The 17,803-nt window shown below is 64.9% G+C and carries 15 protein-coding genes and 2 pseudogenes; 7 read left to right on the top strand and 10 right to left on the bottom strand.

Annotation, left to right across the window (positions count from 1 at the left end; translation table 11 throughout):
• Positions 1-78 precede the first annotated feature (78 nt).
• On the top strand, positions 79-999 hold the full coding sequence (locus tag THIMADRAFT_RS13720) for a YihY/virulence factor BrkB family protein (protein ID WP_139052834.1): 921 nt from the start codon (positions 79-81) through the stop codon (positions 997-999).
• Between the two features lie 323 nt (positions 1,000-1,322).
• Positions 1,323-1,982 carry an ABC transporter ATP-binding protein gene (locus THIMADRAFT_RS13715; protein WP_233490264.1) on the top strand — a complete coding sequence of 220 codons (660 nt, stop codon included), beginning with the start codon at positions 1,323-1,325 and terminating at the stop codon, positions 1,980-1,982.
• A gap of 205 nt (positions 1,983-2,187) precedes the next feature.
• Here THIMADRAFT_RS13715 and THIMADRAFT_RS13710 read toward each other — a convergent pair whose 3' ends face one another.
• The 9 genes from THIMADRAFT_RS13710 to THIMADRAFT_RS13670 all read right to left on the bottom strand — a co-directional run bounded on the left by THIMADRAFT_RS13710 (position 2,188) and on the right by THIMADRAFT_RS13670 (position 11,889).
• Positions 2,188-3,981: a BatD family protein gene (locus THIMADRAFT_RS13710; protein WP_007193654.1), complete on the bottom strand. Its 1,794-nt coding sequence runs from the start codon at positions 3,979-3,981 to the stop codon at positions 2,188-2,190.
• Positions 3,975-5,681, bottom strand: coding sequence for a tetratricopeptide repeat protein (locus tag THIMADRAFT_RS13705; protein ID WP_007193653.1), 1,707 nt, complete (start codon positions 5,679-5,681; stop codon positions 3,975-3,977). Before THIMADRAFT_RS13705 ends, THIMADRAFT_RS13710 begins: the two co-directional genes overlap by 7 nt.
• Positions 5,678-6,709, bottom strand: a complete 1,032-nt coding sequence (locus THIMADRAFT_RS13700; protein WP_007193652.1) for a VWA domain-containing protein — start codon at positions 6,707-6,709, stop codon at positions 5,678-5,680. Before THIMADRAFT_RS13700 ends, THIMADRAFT_RS13705 begins: the two co-directional genes overlap by 4 nt.
• The gene (locus THIMADRAFT_RS13695) at positions 6,702-7,745 is read right to left on the bottom strand and encodes a VWA domain-containing protein (protein ID WP_007193651.1); all 1,044 of its coding nucleotides are present in this window, start codon (positions 7,743-7,745) and stop codon (positions 6,702-6,704) included. The genes THIMADRAFT_RS13700 and THIMADRAFT_RS13695 overlap by 8 nt, the downstream gene beginning before the upstream one ends.
• Positions 7,746-7,753: 8 nt before the next feature.
• Positions 7,754-8,380 (bottom strand): DUF4381 domain-containing protein, encoded by a 627-nt coding sequence (locus THIMADRAFT_RS13690; protein WP_007193650.1) that lies wholly within the window; start codon positions 8,378-8,380, stop codon positions 7,754-7,756.
• Positions 8,380-9,297: a DUF58 domain-containing protein gene (locus THIMADRAFT_RS13685; RefSeq protein WP_007193649.1), complete on the bottom strand. Its 918-nt coding sequence runs from the start codon at positions 9,295-9,297 to the stop codon at positions 8,380-8,382. The genes THIMADRAFT_RS13690 and THIMADRAFT_RS13685 overlap by 1 nt, the downstream gene beginning before the upstream one ends.
• A gap of 16 nt (positions 9,298-9,313) precedes the next feature.
• Positions 9,314-10,270 carry an AAA family ATPase gene (locus THIMADRAFT_RS13680; protein WP_007193648.1) on the bottom strand — a complete coding sequence of 319 codons (957 nt, stop codon included), beginning with the start codon at positions 10,268-10,270 and terminating at the stop codon, positions 9,314-9,316.
• Positions 10,271-10,868: 598 nt separating this feature from the next.
• On the bottom strand, positions 10,869-11,666 hold the full coding sequence (locus tag THIMADRAFT_RS13675) for an IclR family transcriptional regulator (protein WP_007193647.1): 798 nt from the start codon (positions 11,664-11,666) through the stop codon (positions 10,869-10,871).
• A 7-nt stretch (positions 11,667-11,673) separates the two neighbouring features.
• Positions 11,674-11,889, bottom strand: a complete 216-nt coding sequence (locus THIMADRAFT_RS13670; protein ID WP_007193646.1) for a hypothetical protein — start codon at positions 11,887-11,889, stop codon at positions 11,674-11,676.
• A gap of 233 nt (positions 11,890-12,122) precedes the next feature.
• Between THIMADRAFT_RS13670 and THIMADRAFT_RS13665 the strand changes: the two genes are divergently transcribed.
• The 5 genes and pseudogenes from THIMADRAFT_RS13665 to THIMADRAFT_RS28245 form a co-directional block, all read left to right on the top strand.
• Positions 12,123-13,292 (top strand): hypothetical protein, encoded by a 1,170-nt coding sequence (locus THIMADRAFT_RS13665; protein ID WP_007193645.1) that lies wholly within the window; start codon positions 12,123-12,125, stop codon positions 13,290-13,292.
• A gap of 222 nt (positions 13,293-13,514) precedes the next feature.
• Positions 13,515-13,922, top strand: coding sequence for a nucleotidyltransferase family protein (locus THIMADRAFT_RS13660; protein ID WP_007193644.1), 408 nt, complete (start codon positions 13,515-13,517; stop codon positions 13,920-13,922).
• Positions 13,923-14,669: 747 nt separating this feature from the next.
• Positions 14,670-15,923, top strand: coding sequence for a site-specific integrase (locus THIMADRAFT_RS13655; protein WP_007193642.1), 1,254 nt, complete (start codon positions 14,670-14,672; stop codon positions 15,921-15,923).
• Positions 15,920-16,885 (top strand): tyrosine-type recombinase/integrase, encoded by a 966-nt coding sequence (locus THIMADRAFT_RS13650; RefSeq protein ID WP_007193641.1) that lies wholly within the window; start codon positions 15,920-15,922, stop codon positions 16,883-16,885. The genes THIMADRAFT_RS13655 and THIMADRAFT_RS13650 overlap by 4 nt, the downstream gene beginning before the upstream one ends.
• Positions 16,878-17,180: pseudogene (locus THIMADRAFT_RS28245) on the top strand (site-specific integrase); the annotation flags it as partial. The gene THIMADRAFT_RS13650 and the pseudogene THIMADRAFT_RS28245, both read left to right, overlap by 8 nt.
• A gap of 305 nt (positions 17,181-17,485) precedes the next feature.
• Here THIMADRAFT_RS28245 and THIMADRAFT_RS27940 read toward each other — a convergent pair.
• A pseudogene (locus tag THIMADRAFT_RS27940) lies at positions 17,486-17,803 on the bottom strand (hypothetical protein); the annotation flags it as partial.

Raw genomic sequence — 17,803 nt, 5'->3', positions numbered from 1 at the left:
CGAGTACGACAGCAAGCCGTCCGATCAGGCACTCACCACCGATACCACCCTGCTCCTCAAACTCGGATATCAATGGCAATGACGGAAATTTCGAAGCCTCTTGCGCCGAAATCGATCGAGGGATTTCAACTCGCCCGGGATGCCGGCAGACTTTGGCTCGAGCACAACGCCTTCAGTCATGCCGGCGCATTGGCCTTCTTCACGCTGTTCTCACTCGCACCGACCTTGGTCATCGTCGTCGCGGTCTTGGGCCTGGTGCTGGGCGAAAGTGCGGCCCAAGGCGAGATTGCCGCCCGACTGCAGGACACCATCGGGGTTGGCGCAGCCAAAGCGATCGAGCATGCGGTCTTGATGTCGCGCGTGGACAAGACGGGCGTGATGCCGACCCTGCTCGGGATCGGTGCCGTCGTAGTGGGTGCAACCACCGTATTCACCCAATTGCGCTTCTCGCTCAACACCATCTGGGGCGTCAGACCAAATCCCGAAAGCAGCGGACTGTTGCGCATGGCCATGACGCGGCTCTTGGCCTTGTTCGTGGTGCTCTTGATCGGCCTGGCGTTGTTGCTCTACAGCGTCATCAGCTCGGCGCTGGGTGCCATCGCGCCCTATTTGGACCTTTCGCTGCCGGGCTTGGAGCTGTTGTGGAACAGCGGACAATCGGCGATTTCACTGCTGATCGCGACGGCCTTCATCGCGACCCTCTTCAAGGTGCTGCCGGACGTCGTCCTCTCCTGGCGGGACGTGATGATCGGTGCCGTCGTCACCGCCCTGATGTTCGCGATCGGGCGCTACGGCATTACCCTGTTTCTTGCTCACACCGCGAAGGCGTCTACCTTCGGAGCGGCAGCCTCGCTCGTCATCGTCCTGTTCTGGGTGTACTACTCGGCGTTGATCCTCTTGCTGGGGGCGGCCTTCACACGCATGTATCTCCATGCGCGCGGAAAACCCGTCGTCCCCCGAAAATCGGCGGTCAGGGTCATGCAGGAATTCGTTCGGTGATCGCCTTAAACTGCGTCCGGAACAACATGCGTCATTTTCGAGTGAGTTCGACGTTTGGTGCATCTACAACCCTTGGCGGCGACGCGGTTTAAGATGATTATTTTTTAACATTTTAAACCGCGCCGACTCAGGCTGTCGTCAAGTCTGCCGAGGCCGATACTATCCAAGAACATCGCACGCCGCGCCGGGCGCGGTTTAAACGCATTCGCCGAATCGATATGGTACAGGCCGAATTCCCATCCGGCGATGAGACGCGACGCGGCGAATGTCGGGCACCCGGCCGGATCGTCTTCGCCGTCGAGAACCTCGTCAAGACCTACGTCATGGGGGAGGTCGAGATCCAAGCCCTGCGCGGCGTCGACATCGAGCTCTATGCCGGGGAGCTGGCGGTCATGCTCGGGGCATCGGGCTCCGGCAAATCCACCCTGCTGAATATCCTCGGCGGACTCGACCGTGCGTCCGGCGGCCGGGTCCGCTATCTCGACCAGGACTTGACAGGTGCCGACGACAAGGCGCTGACCGCCTTCCGGCGTCGACATGTCGGCTTCGTCTTCCAGTTCTACAACCTCATCTCCAGCCTGACCGCGCGCGAGAACGTCGCCGTCGTCACCGAGATCAGCCCTGACCCCATGACCCCGGAAGACGCACTCGCCCTGGTCGGGCTCGACGATCGTTTGGACCACTTCCCGTCGCAACTCTCCGGCGGCGAGCAGCAGCGCGTGGCCATCGCCCGCGCCGTCGCCAAGCGCCCGGCCGTGCTGCTTTGCGACGAGCCCACTGGTGCCTTGGACTCGAAAACAGGTATCCGTGTCCTGCAGGTCATCCAACAGATCAACCGGGATCTCGGCACCACCACGGCCGTCATCACGCACAACGCCGTGATCGCCGACATGGCCGATCGGGTCATCCGGTTGGCCGACGGTCGGGTGCAGGAGGTGCAGGTCAACGCGCGTCGAAAGTATCCGGCCGAGCTGGACTGGTGATCGAGGCCGCGGATCTAAAACGCGTCCCCTGGTGTATGCGGGGGCGGAGCGGATCTCGGGCTCATGCCGACCGACGCCTGTCGGCTTCCACGCGTTTCAGATGATTCATCCTTAGGGATCGTCGTTGATTCTGCGCCTTGCAGCCTGTGTAGAGACCTGCATCAGCACAGGCATCGCAGCGATTACCCACCGAAGACGCCGCGGCTCAACGACCGGGGTTCAGCGCGGGCAAAGCGGCGCGTTTGATCCGGGCAACGCGGCCCTTGCGCGGTCGCAACCGGGCGCCGCGGCCGACTTGTCGCATGAAGTCGCGTTTCCATCGCGCGAAGTCGAGACCCTGTCGACCGTAGAGTGCGGCGTCCAGTTCTTGCATCAGTCGGGTCAAGGTTGCCGGCTCCGCATGCGGACGCAAGCTCAGGATGAGTCGGGTCAGATTGGGCTGGGTGGCCTCCCCCTGGAAACGCAGTCGGCTACGGGCGTCCGCTTCGAAGCGGTCGCACCAGTCGACGGGTTCCGATGCGCCATTGGCGTGGCGCACGCACATCAGAAACCGGCTGCTTGGCGGGAGTGCCGAGGCCACGGCGGCGCGTATGCGCGGTACCAGCGGTTCGGGTTGCAGGCGACGGGCGAGGCGACCGAAGCGCGCGCCTATGACGACGGCAAAGGCCCGGAGTCTGCCGAGCAGCGCGTCCGCCGGAGGCGTTCGCGCTCGATCTCCCGTTTTTCGCCTGGTGGCGTAGAAGACACCGCCCCAATAACCGGCAATCACCAGCACAAGCCCCGCCAGAGGGAGCCAGACAACGCTCCAGTCTTGGGCGGTCATGACGGAGGAGGGCATGCCCAAGGGCCCGCTGTCGCCGGCGATGCTCAAGGTGCGCATGGGCAGACTCGCGATCTCTCGCGTGCCCGAATCGGTGTTCCACCAGGGTACGCCGATTTCCGGAAGGGTCAGTCGACCGGAGGACTGAGGGACCAGGGTGTAGTACTCGGTTCGGCGTGCAACCAGATCGCGGCGGTCCGCCGAGAGGCCGCTTTCCGTCAGAACCTGCTCGCGATAGACCCGGTGATCCGGTCCGGCGAGCTGATCTTCCAAGCTCGGCAGCTGAGCCGCCGTGCCGCCCACGGCGGCCAGCTCCAACGCCAGCGTGACGGGCTGCCCCGGGACCAAGGTGGTTTCGCGGTCGATGTCGGCCTTGAGGCTCAAGGACTTCAGGGGCAGCCAAGGGATCACGGCGCTCATCGCCGGTCGGACCCGAAGGCGAATGGGGTGGTCGGTCGCCGACTCGAAGCGCTGCATGCCTCCGCCCGTGCTTCGCACGGTTCCTGTCACCTTGATGGGCGGAATCTCGATATCGCCCGGCCGCAACGGGATCAGGGTCAGGACGAAGGTGTTGACGATCTCGCGCCGGCCTCCCTCCCCGAGACGCGACTCCGGGGTTGGTCCATCGATGCGCCTCAGCAGTGCGTCTCCGGTCGCCGGGAGATCGAGCGTGGCCTCCTCGGGGTTCGCCGAGGTGATGAGCCGAAGACGCAGCAGCAGGGGTTGCTGCAGGTATGGCTCCGGCTCGTCGAGTGTCGCTTCGAGCCGAGGCGGTGTTGCTTGGGGTTGCGTCCGATACTGGGTCGGATAGTGGCTCGGGTACTGGCCCTGGAACTGACTCGGATACTGGCCATATGCGGGTGCCTGTGGCTGCCCGGGCGCCTGGTTCGGCATCTGGCCTGCCGGATAGGCCGGCGGGGTGCCTTGCGCATTGGTCGGAGCTTGGGGTCGGAATTGCCAGGCTCCGGCCTGGGGCGGGGGTTGGCCGTAGGGTCCCGGTGGCGGGAAGGGCGGCTGTCCCTGAGGGCCGTAGGGCCATGCGCTCGCCGTTTGGCCGAACAACCCGAGCATCAGTCCCAGGATCGGGATCCGGATCAGGCCCGGAATCGGATTCGGCGTCTGGAGCATCATGCCGAACAGGGCAGAAAAGTGCCGGAGAACCGCGGAGCGCGTTACCACGGACGGTTCTCCAGGATAGGCGCACCCGTGCTCTGCATCCAACGCAGCTCCTCGAGGCGATACTGATTTCGGATCAAGAGTGACGGGTCGCCCTCCACCTGCTTAAGGCGCTGCTCCATCACGGCCATGCCTGCTCCCAGGGCGGGCGATCCGTCCATTGCGCCTCGCTCGTGTTCAGCATCCTCCCCTACTTGGTCGCCGGACCGATCGCCGAGTTGATCGAATTGCTCGGCGGCCTCCGGCTGCTCCTCTGTTCCGAGCGCTTCCAGCGGCTTCATCTGTGCCGGACGGGTTGGGCTCCCACGGGGTGTCCGCCCGCCGGCGTCCTCTGAGCCGCCCTCGTCACGGTCGGGCCGGCTCGGATCCGAGCCCGGGGCGTCCGAGCGCCCCTGATCGGCTGAATCCGGCTCTTCGCCGTTTCGGTCGGGTGATTCGGGCTCGCCGCGACTCGGGTCACGCCCGTCTTCTGCTTCATCCCCGGACGATTCGTCTCGCGGTGCTTGGGTCGGATCCTCTTCGCCGTCCGCGGGCGTGTCCTCCGGCGGATTCACGGAGGAGGTGGTCGATGGCTCGGATTCGCTCTTGTCTTCGCCTCCGCCCTCGGTCTCGTCAGGGGCGGTCGAATCGCGGGGCTCGTTGTCCTTTCCCGACTCCGGGTCGGATATGAGCTCCTCGCCGGACGTGCCCTCCGGCGTCGCCCGATCCCCCGCATCGCCTCGATCGTTGTCGCTTTCGGGTTGATCGGATTCGCCGGTCTCCGAGTCGGTCGCGCTGTCCGATGCCGAGCCGGTCTCGTCGGTGTCATCGGCGCCGCGTGCGTCGCTGGACTCGCCCTGCGCCTGGCCTTCGGCCGTTTCGGACGTGTCGGTGCCTTGGCCTTGACCCACCTCGTCGCCTTCGCTCTCGGTCTGCGACTCGCTTTGCTGGCCCGAGCCGTCGGAGGATTGATCCTGCGAGCCGCTGTCCTCGCCCTGCTCGTTGCCGGATTCCTCGCCTTCGGAGTCTTGTTGTTGCTCGGAGCCTTCTTCTTGCTCGGATTCCTGTTGCTGATCGCCCTGCTGCTGGTCCTCGGACGGCTTGTCCTCCTCGGATTTTTTCTCGTCCTCCGACTCCGACTCCTGCTCATCCTCGGACTTCTGCTCATCCTCGGACTCTTGTTGCGGCGATTGCGTCTCCGGCTGCGGTTCCTCTTGTGATTCCCGATCCCGTTCCTCGGGGCTTTGTGTCGGATCGTCACCGTCCTCTTGTTCCGACTCGTCGCGAAACTGCTCCTGCTCGAGCCTCGCCAAGGTGGCACGGGTGATTGCGAGATTGTGAGCCGCGTCGGCATGACTCGGATTCTCGCGCAGAACCGACTCATAGGCGTCTGCGGCGCCCGCATAGTCGCCGCGCTCGAAACGGGTGTTGCCCAGGTTGTAACGGGCCGACTGACCCTCCTTGCCGTGCTCGGCCTCGCCGAAGGCGTGTTCCGCTTCTTCGAGTCGTCCCGCGCGATACAGGGCCACGCCTTGCCGATAGGGATCCGAGAAGGACTCCGCGGCAGCGTCGAAGTCACCCGCCTGATAGATCTCGAGCGCCTCTTGCTCGGAGGTCTTGAACCATCCGGCGGCTGCCGGATACGGCACGCAGAAGACGAGCACCATGCACGCCGCGACCGCGCGGGACGGAGCGCCGTGGCGTAGGATCGACGGGGTGCTCATGTGGAGGACCTCCGTCGCAGAATCGGTGCGCGGAAGCGGCTCAGCAGAAGGAGCATGACGAGAACGACAGGGATCCAATAGCGCTCGTTCCACACCCGGGTACGCTCGTCGCTCGATTGCGGCGGCAGGCGCGAGACCGAGACTGCGCGCAGGATGGCGTCCGAGTCCGAGTCTCGATAGTCGGCGATCCAATGGATGCCGGTACCGGCCTCCGCCAGACTCGCCAAGAGTGGGGCATCGAGCGCAGAGCGGATCGGTTCGCCGCCGAGATCGCGGATGACTCCGCCGGCCGGCCCCGGCACCAAGCCGCCCTCCGGCGTCCCGATGCCGAGGGTGTGGATCCGGATCCCTCGCGATGCCAGTCCCGTGAACTGCTCGGGAAGGTCGGGTTCCTCGAAATCGCCGTCCGAGATCAAGAGGATCGAGCGGGCGCTGTCCTCGGGGAGTCCCGCGAGGAGTTGCTCGGCGCGCACGAGTGCCGCGCCCACGCGACTGCCCTGCAGGTTTGGGTCGGCGAGGTCGCTCGAGAGGGCGGGCAGGGCGTTGAGGATCGTCTGGGTGTCTTCGGTGATCGGCGAGATCACGTGCGGCACGGAGGCGAAGACGATGAGTCCGATGCGGGCCTCGCGGTTCTTGCGGATGAGGTCGCTGATCTCGTGACGGGCGCGGCCGAGGCGGCTCGGGGTCACGTCGGTGACCTGCATGGAGCGCGAGATGTCGAGCAGGATCAGTAGGTTGTTCCCGGGATGGAAGAGCCGCACGTCGGTGGCGTCCCAGCGTGGGCCGGCCATCGCGGTGAGGACGAGCGTCCACAAGAGACTCCAAGTGAGAAATCGCCCCCAGCGCTCGGTCGTGCGCAGGTCGCGCGTTCCGGTCAGGTGCGGCAGCAGGTGCGGATCGGCATAGCGGTGCAGCGGGCCTTGAGCAGCACGCGCCGCGCTGCGCTTGAGCCAGTAGGCGACCGGGAGCACGGCCAGGAGGCCGAGGAACCATAGCGGTTGCTCGAAGTGAAAGCCGCCTTCAAACACCGGCAGTCCTCCCGACGAAGCGCTTGCGACCTTCGGGGAAGAGACCGAGGCCGAGCAGCGCGACCAGGGCGAGCCCGAGCGGCCAGCGGTAGAGCGGCTGAGGCAGATAGGCGGTGCGCGTCTCGGCCTCGGTCTTCTCGAGCTGGCCGATGCGCGCCGAGATCTCCTCGAGCGCGCGGGTGTCCGTGGCGCGGAAATAGGCGCCTCCGGTGAGCTCGGCGATCTCCTCCAAGGCGCCTTCGTCCATCGTCAGATCGTCGCGGTAGCGCACCGTGCCCTCTTCGAGGATCGGGATGCTCGCCTGCTTGCTGCCGACCCCGATCACGTAGACGCGCACCCCGTTCTGTCGGGCCACCGTCGCCGCCTCGCTTGGTGCGAAACGTCCGGCATTGTTGTCCCCGTCGGCGATGACGATCATGACCCGCGATCCCTCGGGACGCTCGCGCAGCTTCACCACCCCGAGCGCGATGGCGTCGCCCAGCGCGGTCGCCGGACCGGCGATGCTCGGGACGATCCCGTCCAGCAGCTGACGCACGGCCAGCCGGTCCAGGCTCAGGGGCGAGAGCACGAACGCCTGGCTGCCGAAGACGACCAGACCGACGCGATCGCCGTTGCGGCCCTCGATAAAACGGCCCATGACACCGCGCACCACACTCATGCGGTTGACCGGACGGCCGTCGACCGTGAAATCCAGGGCCTCCATCGAGTGCGAGGCGTCGACCGTAATCATCAGGTCGTAACCGGGTGTGCTGATCTCGGTGTAAGGCGTCAGCCACTGCGGGCGCATCAACGCCAAGACCAGCGCGATCCAGAGCAGATACAGCAATGCCCGATACAGCCAGCCGGTGAGCTGAAGAGCGGGGCGTCGAGCGGCAAAGGCGGCCTGAAGTGCGACGATCTGCGGGTGCAGCAGGGTGACACGCTGACCTTCGAGCGTCGCCTCGCCTGGATCCCGTGCGCGCTCCGGCCAGAGCCAGGGTAACAGGAGCGGCAACGGCAAGAGGAGTGCGGCCCAGGGCCAATGAAACTCAAACATGGCGGATCTCAACCACGGGCATTCCCCCGTGCTCGGAGCCACGGCAGGCGTCGGGTGATGCTCTGGCTCAGGCGCTGGATCAGGCCGTGGTGCCGCTCTCGTTGCGGATCGCGGACCTCGACCCAGGGGAGCGCCGCGTCGATCAAAGACAGCAGATCCTTGGCGCCGACCCTGCTGCCGAGCGTGCCGGCCGGTGCATAGGGAGCGTCGATCAGGATGCGTCCCCGCTCATGCCAGCGGAAGCCGTTCGGATCCTGTGCCGAGAGCCAATCAAGCCAAGCCGTTCCGACGAGGCCCGCGCAGGCCGCACGCCCGAGTCGCGCCATGGCGATGCGGCGCAGCAGCTCGGAGAGCTCGCCGAGTGTCTGTTTGGCGTCCTGCCCCTTGCCGGCGCGGCGCTTGAGATCGCGCAGCGCGGCTGCGGCCTCCCAACGCCAAGTGCCGAGCGTGATGCCGGGGATGGGGATGCGCAGACTGAGCCGGGCACGCGAGCGCCAAACCAGGAGGACGAGCAGCGTCAGGGCGATCGCCAGCAGCCACCAGCCCGGGGCCGGCGGCCACCAGGGGATGGGCGGGATGTCGTGGATATCGCGCAGCATCGCGACCGGGGGCGAGGGGGTGAGGATCGGGTCCATCACACCGCCCGGGAGCGCGCCCGCTGCTCCAAGGCGCGGATCAGGCTGAGGTGGATCTCGGCATCGGTCCGCACCGGGAGGAGGATGATCCCGAGACGATGGACGACCGCTTGGAGCAGGCTCCGCCGCTCCTCCCATGCCGCGCGATAGCGACGCCGAGCCTCGGGGTCGTCGGTGTCGATCTCCACCAGGATGCCGTCGGTGCCGGTAAAGGTGGCGATGCCCATCGCCGGGATCTCCCAGTCGGCCGGGTCGTCGACCGGGATGAGCGCGACCGAGTTGCGTTGTCCCAGATCACCGAGGATTGCCTCCAAGCCCATGGCATCGCGATTCAGATCCGCGATCACGAAGACAAGCGAGCCGGTGGGCAGACCCGAGGTCGCGCGCCGCAGCGCGCCGCCGAGACAATCGACCGAGGGATCCAGCTCGGCGCCGGGCACGGTCAGGGTGCGCAGCAGTTGCCAGAGTGCTCGGCGACCGCGCGAGGGGCGGAAGTGCTGAAGTCCGGTGGACGGATCGCCGAAGACGAGTCCGCCGACCCGGTCGTTGAGCCGGCTCGCCGCCCAGCCGATCAGGGCCGCCGCGCGGGCCGCCTGCACAGATTTGAAGGTCCCGCGCGTGCCGAAGGCCATGTGCGGACCCTTGTCCACACAGAGCACCACCGAGCGCTCGCGCTCCTCGCGGAAGATCTTCATGTGCGGCTCGTTGGTGCGGGCCGTCACCTTCCAATCCATATAGCGGATGTCGTCGCCCTCGCGGTACTCGCGCACCTCCTCGAAGTTGACCCCGGCGCCGCGGAAGACCGACGCATAGAGTCCGGCGAAGGTCGAGTTGACCAGATGGTGTGAGGGCAGCCCGAGCGTATGCGCCTGATGGCGCAGCTCCAGCAGGTCGTCGAGACGGGGATAAAGACTCATCGTGCCGCGGCCGATCTCAGGGGATGGCCACCAGGGTGAGGAGTCGATTCACGAAGACATCCGTGGTCACCCCCTCGGCCTCGGCCTCGAAGGTCAGCAGCAGACGATGGCGCAGGATCTCGGGGACGACGGCCTGAATGTGATGAGGTGCAACGAAGTCGTCGCCGTCGAGCCAGGCGCGGGCGCGGGCGCAGCGGGCGACCGCGATACTGGCACGCGGAGATGCGCCGAACCGGCACCAGCGCCCCAGATCGTCATCATAGAGCTTGGGCTGGCGGGTCGCCTGCACCAGGTCGACGATATAGCTGTGCAGCTTCGGATCCAGGTAGAGCCCGGCGACGTCGCGACGCATGGCGAAGAGATCGGCTTGACTCAGGCGCTCCACCGGCGCGATTTCGGGCTCCTTCTGCTGGCGGGCATCGAGCTCGAGGATCATCAGCTCCTCGTCGCGGGTGGGATAGGTCACGACCGCCTGCATCAGGAAGCGGTCGAGCTGTGCCTCGGGCAGGTGATAGGTCCCTTCCTGCTCCACCGGGTTTTGGGTCGCCAGCACCATGAACAGCTTGGGCAGCGGATAGGTTTTCAGCCCGACCGTGATCTGGTGCTCGGCCATCGACTCCAGCAAGGCCGATTGGACCTTGGCCGGCGCGCGGTTGACCTCGTCGGCGAGCAGGATGTTGTGAAAGAGCGGGCCGGGGCGAAACTCGAACTCGCCTTTTTCGTGCCGATAGATGTCGGTGCCGATCAGATCCGACGGCAGCAGATCCGGCGTGAACTGGATGCGGTGGAAGTCGCCCTCCAGCGCATCGGCGAGGGCCTTCACAGCGGTGGTCTTGGCTAGACCCGGCATGCCCTCGACCAAGAGATGCCCGTCGCTCAGCAGGCAAATCAGCATGCTGTCGATGAAGGATGCTTGTCCGATGATGCGGGAGGCGATGTGGTCGCGAACGGGCTTGAGATCGCTTGGCGTCATGCTCTGTTACGTCTTGTCCGGGTGGCTGACTGCTTCAGGGGGGGCGTGGATCGCCGATTCTTCCGACCGGTCGCGTCCGACCGCCTAATGCTGTGCCTTTTCCCGGGCAAGTGCAAGCCTCGTCCGGATCGGCGGGCTTGCTCGATTTATCAGTATATTCAGATGTTTTCATTCGCTGCCTGCGACATCGGCGCGGGCTGACGCATGCGCATCGGGTGGCGAGCCCCGTCCATCGACTCGGCGGTGAACAGACCTTGCGCAAGTCTTGACAAAGCGGTTGTACACATGGATCCGAAGCCTGATTTCGCCGAGCCATTGATGTTCTTAAAGGGTGTGCTCCGATCGTCCACGAAACGTCAAGCGTCTGTTTTAAAAGTGTCGATTTCAAGCGATCAAGATCTGACCGATCTGTTTTCGGTCGAGCAACCGTAAGCCTTCAGGCACGTTGATCAGACTTTCTCCACATCCTTATCCACAGGTTCTGTTGGCATCTCCGAAATGCCTACTGATGCAGATGTGTTGCCGTGCAGTTGCGAGTGCGGGGCAGAGGTGTTGCGGCTAAGTTGCGAAAAGCGCGATGACTGGATGGGCGGACCGGTCAGGCCGGGTGGGTTTGCGGGTGCAGCGGCTGATGTCCGAGCTGCGCCGAGATCCGTTCCGCGGCCTCGATGAGGTCCGCGGTCCACTCGAGCCGGCGGCGCTCGATCGGGGCGGAGACCGACAGCCCGGCGCTCACGTTGCCCGTGCTGTCGAAGAGCAGCACGCCGATACAGCCGACATCGAGCTCGGCCTCCTCGTTGTCCAACGCATATCCCTGCGCCAGGGCGTCTCGGCATTCGGCGAGCAGGCGGGGGAGGGTGCTGACCGTGTTGCGGGTGTAGGCGGGCAGATTGGTGCGTGCGGCATAGGCGCGGATCGCCTCCTCGCCGGCGGCACCCAGCATCAGCTTGCCGACCGCGGTGACGTGCAGAGGGGCACGGGAGCCGACCAGCTGCTGCACGTGGATCATTCGGTTCGGCGTCGCCTTCTCGATGTAGACTACCGCGTCGCCCTCGCGGATGGTCAAGTTCACGGTCTCCCCAAGCCGGTCGCGCAGCGCCTCCATCACGGGTCGCGCGATGGCCCGGACATCGACGTTGGCGTGCAGTCTTACACCCAGCTGCAGCAACCGCAGTCCGAGTCGGTAGCGTCCGACCGCGTCCTTCTCGACGAACCGGTTCTGGATCAGCGAGGCGAGGATACGATGCGCGGTCGAGGCATGCAGACCCGTCTCGGCGGCCAGGATCTTCAGACTCACGGGATCGGAATAACGGGCGATGGCGTCGAGCAGCGCGGCGGCGCGGTCGATGACCTGGATGTGGGCTTGGATCTGATCGGGTTTGGAGTGATCGGTCATGGTCGGGTCAATCCCCGCTCTCGACCGCGAAGCCGAGCACCTGTCGCCGCCCGCGACTGAACTCTACGCCGATCAGATGAAGGGGTCGGCCGTCGGCGCGGTATTTGTTCGCGTAGCCGCGGTCCTTGATCTTCTGCAAGGCCCGGCCCTCGGGCTCGATCTCGAGCACCTCGAGCTCGAAGAGAAAGGTCTGGATACCGATGGGCAGGATCTTCCGGGTCATGGAATGGGTCTGAACGGCGAGATGGCACGGTGAGATTGTAGTCCTCGGCGAGCGCGCGGCGAACCCGTCGGACCGAAACGCGGCTCGCGCCTGTTGCTCGTCCCCTTTGCGCGGCTTGCCGGTAGGTTACGAAACGAGCACCAGTACACGATATTCATCGATCGAATGAAGGATATTTTCACGCGGCGCGCCGACCCTGTGCGCGCCCTTTCGATCATCCAAGGACGACACCCATGATCCTCTTCAAGCTGCCCATAAAATTGACCCTGTTGCTCCTGGCCGCCATCGCGGCAGGCGTGCTTTGGCAACAAGCGCAACTGAGCGTCCTGGCCTTGAGCCGCATCGATCCCGTGCCCGAGACGCGGACGATGGTGGCCGAGGAGCGCTATGCGGACGCGGCCGACTATCTCGATTTCTTCATGGCCTACGACTACGTCGATCAGGATCCGGCCGCTCGGGCATTGCACGCCGAGATCGAGGCCGTGCGCAGTAGCCTGAGCTATCAGGCCGGCAAGTTGTCCGAGGGCCTTCTCAACGGCACCAGCGACGAGACGGTCGGTCAAGCGGCGAGTGTCATTACGGATCTCTTCGTTATCGGCGACATCCGCGATCTCGCAAACCAGGCGACCAACTTCGCTCAGGGGGAAGACGTCGACGAGGTCGTCACCGCGCTCGCGTCTATCGGCCTGGTCGCCACCGCGGCGCAGCTCGCGAGCGGCGCGGCGACCGTCGGCACTGCCGGGGCGGCGGCCCCGACCGTCGCGGCGAGCACCACGGCCAAGGGCGGCGTCATCATCCTCAAGACTGCCCGCAAGCTCGGCAAGCTCCCGCCCTGGCTCGGCAAGGCTTTGATCAAAGGCGCCAAGACGGTCAAGCAGACCAAAAAGCTCGACGCGGTCACGGATCTCTTCGCCGACGTCTATCGGCTTGCCAAGACCCGTGGTGGCCTGACCCTGTTGAGCAAGACCACGGACGCCGCCTCGCTGCGCCGCATGGCCAAGCTGGCCGATACCTTCGGCGATCAAACCGCGACCCTCTACCGGATCGGCGGCAACAGCTTCGTGCGAACCGCGCAGCGCGCGGGTGATCTGGGTGTCGACAGCATCAAGGTTGCGGCGACCTACGGCAAAGGCGGCCTGCAGGCCCTCGACAAGGTCGGTGCACTGAGGTTTGCGAAATTCACCGCCCGCGGCAGCAAGATGGTCTACAAAGGCGACGTCATTCACGTCTTTGCGCGTCTGTTCGTCAATGTGCCCGATTGGGTGTTGTACCTCTTGGTCGCGCTCGGTGCCTTCGTCTGGGTGCCTTGGCGCTGGCTCGGGCGCCTCCGGAGGCTCGCGACGAGGAAAGAGACGTCTCGATCGCTCGCTCCGTCAGATCATCCGGCAAGGCTCTGCAATTGACTCGATCGGGCGCGTGACCACAGCGCCGACGCGAGGTCGGCGCGGCGCGAACTCAATCTTCCCGTAGGCGCGGGGGCTGGACGAAATCCGCGTTTCCGGTAGACGGGGCGCGGGAAGGAGCCGGGCCAGGCGACGTCGCAACTGCTAAGCTGCCGGTGTCCGGTTTGATCCGGCATTGCTTCCATTGGAATCGTCGCTCAACCCAACCCATTGTCACGGCACATGACACACCCGCACCCGCCAGCATCGGATCGCGCCTCACGAGGACAAACAGTTACCCCGCGCCGCTTCGACTACAGCGCACTCAAAGCGCGTTGGGACGCGCAGCGCAATGCGTCCGCAAGTCTGTCGGCACGATTGCTGGAGCAGGTCGAACGCGAGGGTGCAGCCGTGTTTCGCCGCTACCACGCAACTCGAGCCACCGCGTTCGGTTCATTGGTCGAAGGTCGGGCTCACGCGCGCTCGGACATCGATTTGATCGTGTTTGGAACGGACCCTGCCGACTACTGGGCGTTGCGGCGCGATCTGGAAGAGACCTTCGGGCGCCCGATCGATCTCCACACCGAGTCCGATGACGCTCGTTTTGTCTCCAAGGCCATTGCGCGGGGCAAGGTGATCTATGCCGCCTAACATCGCACTGCTGCGCGCCGACATCGAAGACGAGTTGGCCAAGCTCGAAGCGTTGGCGCGGGTCTTCGCCACGGTCCGCGAAAAATTGGATGAGTTGCGATAGGGGCAACTCTCGCGGCAAGCGTCCCGCGGCGTACCGGAAAGCCTTCCCGGGCAGCAGCGCCTGCGCGAGTACTCCATTATCGTTGCCGCTGGATAATGGCGACACGGAATGAAAAGAAGTTATTTAAAGCAATAGGTTGCGGCCTCTTCCATTATCTGGTCGGGCCTGGAGGTCCATGGATGGCAAGAAAATCGGCGCCGATGCGCACCCCGTTGCCTGTGCGAGCAAGCCGGCTGCCCACGAGCAGGAATCCCGACGACCTGTGGTTGTCGATGACTTTATTCCACGAGAATTCCTCAGAGTAATCCGCCCTGACTCTACCGGATTCGTCCACCACTTTTGCGGCAACCCGGGGTCCCGCTGATCTTGGGTCGGTTCAGGCGACCCTAACGGCAGAAACTGGCCATGACCGGTCACCCAGCGCCCGAAAGGAGGCGACTCTTCGATCCTGTTAGCGGAAAGTCGATCGCGCTTCAACGAGTGTCTAGTCACGACCCCTATGTAAAGTTGCCAACTATGTAAAGCGTGGCACGGGCGTCCTCGCAAGTCGCTGTGTATGCGGGTCGTGCCTGGAATGAGCGGCGAGCAAACTTTACATATTTTTTGCGGTTTACTGAAAGGCCCAGCCACTTCAGGAGACCGCGATGAGCACTGTAGGCCAACTTCCCGAGCGATCAATCCGCCGGCTGCGTCGTAGCCCGCTGGCACCTTACGTGGACGCCTTCGCACGCTACCTCGACGAGCGCGACTACGCACCTCAAACCACGACAACCTATTTCGGATGCCTGGCCCACTTCGGGCGCTGGATGCACCGGCGCCCACTCCAGGTCGAGTCCCTTGATGAAGACCGGATCGCGGAGTTTCTCGACGACCATCTGCCGCAGTGCGATTGCGCCGCACCGGTCGTTCGCACGCGCGAGGACCTTAGCGCCGCGCTTGGGCATCTCTTCGTCGTTCTGCGCGCCGAGGAAGCGATCCCCGAGCGGATCGTGCCGACCACGCCTGTGGACGAGGAACTGCATCGCTTCGACGAACGCATGCATCATGCGCAGGGACTCGCTCCAACAACGCGCACCCTGTACCTGCGCACGGTCCGTCGTCTGCTCGTCGAGCAATTCGGCGATGGGGCAATCGACTTCGACGCCATCACGCCCGAGCGCGTGCGTCGATTCGTCGCCAGCCAGAGCGAGCTCTACAGCACGCCGGGGAGCGCCGCCACGCTGATTTCCGCGTTGCGCGGCTACTGTCGTTTCCGTGCCACTTGTGGCGATCGGGTGCACGCACTGATCGGAGTGCTCCCCTATCCGGCCAACTGGCAGTTGGCCTCGTTGCCGAAGGGCCTGAGCGATGCCGAAGTCCGGCGCCTGGTGGATTCGCTCGGTTGGGAGGGGCCGTCGGCGCGGCGCGCCGATGCCATGGTGCGCTGTGCCCTGGATCTGGGCATGCGCAGCGGGGAGGTCGCCACGATTGGCCTCGATGATATCGACTGGCAGGCCGGTACGCTCACCTTGCGCAGGACCAAGAGTCGCCGCGAAGACACCTTGCCGTTACCGCCGACCACGGGACAGGCCATCGCCGACTATCTCCTGCACGAACGCCCGCCGAGCGCCAGTCGGGCGGTCTTCGTTCGCCGCATCGCGCCTTGCGACCGTCCGCTTGGCGCCGACTGCGTGCGCAAAACCATCCGCCAAGCCTACGCCCGTGCCGGTTTGCCCTATACCCGCTCGCACCTGCTGCGCCACACCATGGCCAGTCGCCTGCTGGCCAGCGGCAGCTCGCTCAAGGAGGTAGCCGATGTCCTACGTCATCGTTCGCTCAACACCACGCTGATCTACGCCAAGCTCGACAGTCGGAATCTGACCGCGGTCGCTTTGCCATGGCCAGGAGGTGCGGCATGAAGACCGCGACCGCCCTGCAAACGTACGTTGCGCAATTTCTGGACGAACGTCGGCGGCTCGGGCTTGCCTCGCGCTCGATGAGGTATGCCCTTGGGAGCTTCGCCCGCGACATCGATCGTCTGGAAACGCAGGGGCCGCTCACCGTCGAGGTCATGGCCGCGTGGGCACGCTGCCCGAACAATGGCAGCGACAATCCGCTGACTTGGGCGCGGCGACTGAAGATCCTGCGTCCCTTCGCCCGCTGGCTGCAGCAATTCGAGCCGGGCACCGAGGTGCCGGACGACAGCGTCTTCGGCAGCGTCGACCAGCGCTTGGCACCCCACATCTACACTCAGGAGGAGATCGCCGACTTGCTGATCGCCGCGCGTGGCCTGTGCCCGCCATTGCGCGGCGCCACCTATGAGACGCTGTTCGGCTTGCTGGCGGCAACCGGCCTGCGCGTCTCCGAGGCGGTGCATCTCCTCGACGCGGATGTTGATCTACGATCTGGCCTGCTGGCGGTCCGCCGGACCAAGTTCGCCAAATCCCGCCAGGTACCACTGCATCCGAGCACGCTGGAGGTGCTAAGAGCGTACCGTCTGCTGCGCGATCAGCAGGTCGCGCGTACCGACGAGACGCCGTTTTTTGTCGGCACACGCGCTCCGCGGCAAGGATGTGTGCTGTGTCTGCGCCAGGTCGATCGGGTGTTCCGTGGCTTATGCAACCGATTGGCGTGGGTCAACCGCGGCGCCCATCACGCACCGCGCATTCATGACCTGAGACACACGTTCGTCGTGCGCCGCATGCTGCTCTGGCAGGCGCAGGGGATCGATGTTGACCAGCAGATGCTGGCCCTGTCTACCTACGTCGGCCATGCGATGGTGACCAACACCTACTGGTACATCACCGCGGTGCCCGCGCTGTTGGCACTGGCCGCCGAGCGGTTCGAACCGCTGCCAAGCAAGGAGGTCAGCCATGTCTGAAGCCACTTTAGTACGCATGCCTTCGTTTGCGGCACTGGTCCAGCAGTTTTTCACCGACTACCTGCTCGCTCAGCGCGCCATGAGCCCTAACACCGTCGCGTCCTATCGGGATGCGATGCGGCTGTTTCTGGACTTCGCGTACGAACGCCTGGGCAAGATGCCGACTGAACTGCGCCTAACGGATCTCGAGCCGGACTTGATCCTGGCATTCCTCGACGATCTGGAACAGCGGCGCAACAACTCGGTGCGCAGCCGCAATCTACGCCTGACCGCCCTGCGCGCGTTCCTGAAGTTCGCCGGACGGCGTGATGTCGCCTCCCTGTTGAGCGTCGAACAGGCGCTCGGCGTGCCGATGAAGCGCTTCGAGCGTCCCATGTTGGGGTTTCTGTCGCGCGAAGAGATGACCGCGGTGATTGGCGACCCAGGCGCGACCTGGACGTCGCAGCGCGACCACCTGTTGTTGACCATGCTCTACAACACCGGGGCGCGCGTCTCGGAGATCATCGCCGTGCGGGTCGCCGATGTTGTATTGGAGGCGTCTGCTTGTGTGCATTTGCACGGCAAAGGACGCGGTAAGTGTCAAGGTAGTTGTCGCATCCTTCATGTCATGTTCGTGTCGGCCTTCTCCTGGTCACGAGGGGGTTTTCCCGGGTTGAGCAAGACCGAAGCGGGTGGCGTCCAATTGCGGGTGGGTCCGGACCAGCGCGTCGGGTTGTCGTCTCTGGCGGCTCGATAGAGCGCGTCGCGCCGTGCCAGCAGGTCGCCATCCTCGCCGCGATGGCGCTGTGCCGGGGTGACGAACTTCAGCGCGCTGTGCAGGTGGATGGTGTTGTACCAGGCGGTGAATGTCGTCATCCAGCGTCGTGCCGCCTCGACGTCGTCGAAGGGATCGGAGGGGAAGTCCGGGCGGCCCTTGAC

It is taken from the genome of Thiocapsa marina 5811, assembly GCF_000223985.1.
In the GTDB taxonomy this organism is placed as follows: Bacteria; Pseudomonadota; Gammaproteobacteria; order Chromatiales; family Chromatiaceae; genus Thiocapsa; species Thiocapsa marina.
This window is presented reverse-complemented; position numbering and strand designations above follow the sequence as displayed.